This is a genomic window from Paracoccus panacisoli (assembly GCF_042435015.1).
GTDB lineage: Bacteria > Pseudomonadota > Alphaproteobacteria > Rhodobacterales > Rhodobacteraceae > Paracoccus > Paracoccus panacisoli.
On sequence record NZ_JBHMQU010000112.1, the window covers coordinates 1 to 3,613 of the forward strand.

Below are 3,613 nucleotides of genomic sequence, written 5' to 3' on the forward strand. Positions count from 1 at the left end.
GCACCGTCGCCCGCTGCAAGGCGGGGCGCGTCGATGTGAACCGCGAAATGGTCAGGCGCGGCATGGCATGGGCCTACAGGCAGTATTCAGAGGACTATGTGTCCGACGAGAAAAAGGCAAAGAAGGCGCGTATCGGTATCTGGAAGCATCGCTCGCAACCGGCGTGGGAATATCGGAGAGGAACACAGCCGTAAAAACACACGGTTTGGTTGAGCAAGTGGAGAGATGCGGGAATGTCTAGTTCCGCATCAATTTATTTACATTTCAATCAAGGGCGTGGATTAGGGTCATCATCAGGTTTTTTATCAGGGTGAGGGTAATCATCCGGGTATAAGATATGCCGTATCCACTCTAAAGAAGGGCGAAGTTCGAGTTCTTGAACAGGGAGACCATCACCTGTTCCACAAATCTCTTTTATAGCGTTGTAGATTTTGACGAAGCTGCGGATATGATTAATGAAGTGATCGTCAATGACGTCTTGGCCCTCATAAAGTGTTTCAGCAAGTGTTTTGTATTCTTGTCTTAGAAGCTCAATTTGATTGCAAAGTTCTTCTTTCTGTTTTTCATCCATTTCAGGGAGCGTAATAACCGGGACAGGTTGACTATCTTCCATCTTATCTGTTTCTCCCTCCGTTATGGCTGATGGTTTATTGCTTAGTTTTTTTATTCCCTTGAGAAAATCACTTACCATGCCAGTATCCTCTCATCACATACTGCCAAAACGGCCTTGTTGCGCAAAGCCTGCCTGGGATTCACATCGGTAGTGCAGCGACATAGCTGGGCAGCATGTCCAAGCCTGCGTCCACCCGCTATCGCACCCTGAACTGGTCCGTCTACAACGCCGCGCTGCGTGAGCGCGGGTCGCTGACGGTCTGGTTCGATCCCGGCATGGCTTGGCACGCGGCGCCGTCTGGCAAGCGCGGTCGCCAGCAGACCTTCTCGGACGCCGCCATCCAGGCCTGCCTGACGATCAAGGTGCTCTTCGGCCTGCCGCTTCGCCAGATCGAGCCAGGGAACGCCACTGGTCCGAGTGACCATGGCGAGGGGGCTTCGTGGCCAGCCTGTTGAAGCTGGCGGGGCTCGACTGGCCGGTGCCGGACTTCTCGACGCTGTGCCGCCGACAAAGGACGCTGGCTGTCCAGCTGCCCTACCGGGGCTCGGGCGGCCCGCTGCACCTGCTCGTGGACAGCACGGGCATCAAGGTCCGGGGTGAAGGCGAATGGCATGCGCGCAAGCATGGTGGGGCGCGGCGACGTGTCTGGCGCAAGGTCCACCTGGCCATCGACGAGGCGACGATGGAGGTGCGGGCGGTCGAGTTCACCGGCAGCGGAACCGGCGACGCGCCCATGCTGCCCGGCCTGCTGTCGCAGATCCCCGCGGACGAGCCGATCGCATCCGTCACCGCCGATGGCGCCTATGATGGCCGCGCCTGCCGCGACGCCATCGCAGACCGTGGAGCGGAAGCGATCATCCCGCCCCGCCGAAACGCCAAGCCATGGAAGAAAAAGAGCCCTGGTGCGGGGGCGAGGAACGAGGCCCTTCGGGCCATCAAGCGCCTCGGCCGGACTATCTGGCGGAAGTGGACCGGCTACCACCGCCGCAGCCGCATCGAGACCAAGATGAACTGCATGAAGCTGCTGGGGCAGCGGCTGATGTCCCAAGACTTCGACCGTCAGACCGCCGAGCTCCAAGTCCGCATCGCCATCCTCAACCGCTTCACCGCACTCGGCATCCCCGTCACGCAGCCCGTCGGATGACGTCAAACAGGGAAGGGGAAAGTCCGACCGTCAGGAGATTTGCGCAACAAGGCCCCTCTACATCATGAATGCCCGCCGAGCCTGGAGGTTGCACTCGACATAGGCACGAGCCCAACGCAGACCCGTTGTGGTTGCAGGCGGCTTTCCCTTTCCCGTGAAAAATGGCAAGCGGCCTGCGCGGAAATGAGAGGTTGCGATGCAGATCGAGGAAACGGCCCTGCCGGGTGTGCTGATCCTGACGCCGGCGCGGCATGGCGATGGGCGCGGCTTCTTCTCGGAAAGCTGGAACCGGCGCACGCTGGAGGAGGCGGGCGTGCGCCTGCCCGAGTTCGTGCAGGACAACCATTCGCTCTCGGCCAGGGCGGGCACGCTGCGGGGCCTGCACTATCAGGCGCCGCCGCACGAGCAGGGCAAGCTGGTGCGCTGCGGGCGCGGCGCGCTTTACGACGTGGCGGTGGACGGGCGGCACGGCAGCCCGACCTATGGCCGGTGGGTCGGGGTCGAGCTGAGCTTCGAGAACGGCCGCCAGCTCTGGGTGCCGCCGGGCTTCCTGCATGGCTTTGTCACGCGGGTGGACGACACCGAGGTCGTCTACAAGTGCACGGGCTATTACGACAAGGCCGCGGACGGCGCGGTGCGCTGGGACAGCCTCGGCATCGACTGGGGCGTGGCCGAGCTGGTCCTGTCCGACAAGGACAAGGCGGCCGTGCCCTTCGCTGACTGGCAATCCCCCTTCGAGGCGTGAGATGAAGATACTGGTGACGGGTGGCGCGGGCTTCATCGGCTCGGCGGTGGTGCGGCTGGCGGTTTCGCGCGGGCACGAGGTCGTCAACCTCGACGCGCTGACCTATGCGGCGAACCTGGAGAACGTGGCGGGCGTGGCCGACAGCCCGCTTTACGCCTTTGAGCATGTGGACATCCGCGACCGCGCGGCGCTGGACCGGGTGTTTGCCGGGCACAAGCCCGATGCGGTGATGCACCTGGCGGCCGAAAGCCACGTGGACCGTTCGATCGACGGCCCCGGCGCCTTCATCGAAACCAACGTCACCGGCACCTACAACCTGCTGGAAGCGGCGCGGGCCTTCTGGACCGGGCAGGGCAAGCCCGAGGGCTTCCGCTTTCACCACATCTCGACCGACGAGGTCTTCGGCTCGCTTGGCGAGACGGGCCAGTTCACCGAGGACACGCCCTATGACCCGCGCTCTCCCTATTCTGCGTCCAAGGCCGCGTCGGACCATCTGGTCCGCGCCTGGCACGAGACCTATGGCCTGCCGGTGGTGCTGACGAACTGTTCCAACAACTACGGCCCTTACCACTTCCCGGAAAAGCTGGTGCCGGTGGTGATCCTCAATGCCCTGCACGGGCGCGAGATCCCGGTCTATGGCGACGGCGGCAACGTGCGCGACTGGCTGTATGTCGAGGATCACGCCGATGCGCTGCTTCTGTGCCTGGAACAGGGCGAGATCGGGCGCAGCTACAACATCGGCGGCGAGAACGAGGCCAGGAACATCGACCTCGTGCGCACCATCTGCGCGCATCTGGACGAGATGCGCCCTACGGGCGCACCGCACGACCGGCTGATCCGCTTCGTGACCGACCGCCCCGGCCATGACCGCCGCTACGCGATCGACCCCACCCGCATCCGCACCGAACTGGGCTGGCGCCCCTCGGTCACGGTCGAGGAAGGCCTGAAGCGCACCGTCCGCTGGTACCTCGACAACGAGGCCTGGTGGCGCCCGCTTCTCGACCGTGAGGGCGTGGGCAGGCGCCTGGGGACGGGATGATGGACATGACTAACCTTCTGATCTTCGGCCGGACGGGGCAGGTGGCGCAAGAGCTTGCGCGGCTGGCCCCCG

The 3,613-nt window shown here is 63.2% G+C and carries 4 protein-coding genes and 1 pseudogene; 4 read left to right on the top strand and 1 reads right to left on the bottom strand.

What is annotated here, in order from left to right:
* Nucleotides 1-194: thermonuclease family protein (locus ACFHYO_RS15955; RefSeq protein ID WP_394321713.1), on the top strand; the 194-nt coding region annotated here is incomplete at its 5' end.
* Nucleotides 195-268: 74 nt separating this feature from the next.
* Here the strand turns inward: ACFHYO_RS15955 and ACFHYO_RS15960 are convergent.
* Nucleotides 269-691 (bottom strand): hypothetical protein, encoded by a 423-nt coding sequence (locus ACFHYO_RS15960; RefSeq protein ID WP_394321715.1) that lies wholly within the window; start codon nt 689-691, stop codon nt 269-271.
* Nucleotides 692-786: 95 nt separating this feature from the next.
* Here ACFHYO_RS15960 and ACFHYO_RS15965 point away from each other — a divergent pair.
* From ACFHYO_RS15965 to rfbB, 3 genes and pseudogenes are all read left to right on the top strand, one after another.
* A pseudogene (locus tag ACFHYO_RS15965) lies at nt 787-1,757 on the top strand (IS5 family transposase).
* 196 nt (nt 1,758-1,953) lie between these two features.
* Nucleotides 1,954-2,502 (top strand): dTDP-4-dehydrorhamnose 3,5-epimerase, encoded by a 549-nt coding sequence (gene rfbC / locus ACFHYO_RS15970; protein ID WP_394321716.1) that lies wholly within the window; start codon nt 1,954-1,956, stop codon nt 2,500-2,502.
* 1 nt (nt 2,503) lies between these two features.
* Complete coding sequence (rfbB, locus tag ACFHYO_RS15975) at nt 2,504-3,541, top strand: dTDP-glucose 4,6-dehydratase (RefSeq protein WP_394321718.1); 1,038 nt, start codon at nt 2,504-2,506, stop codon at nt 3,539-3,541.
* Nucleotides 3,542-3,613: the final 72 nt, after the last annotated feature.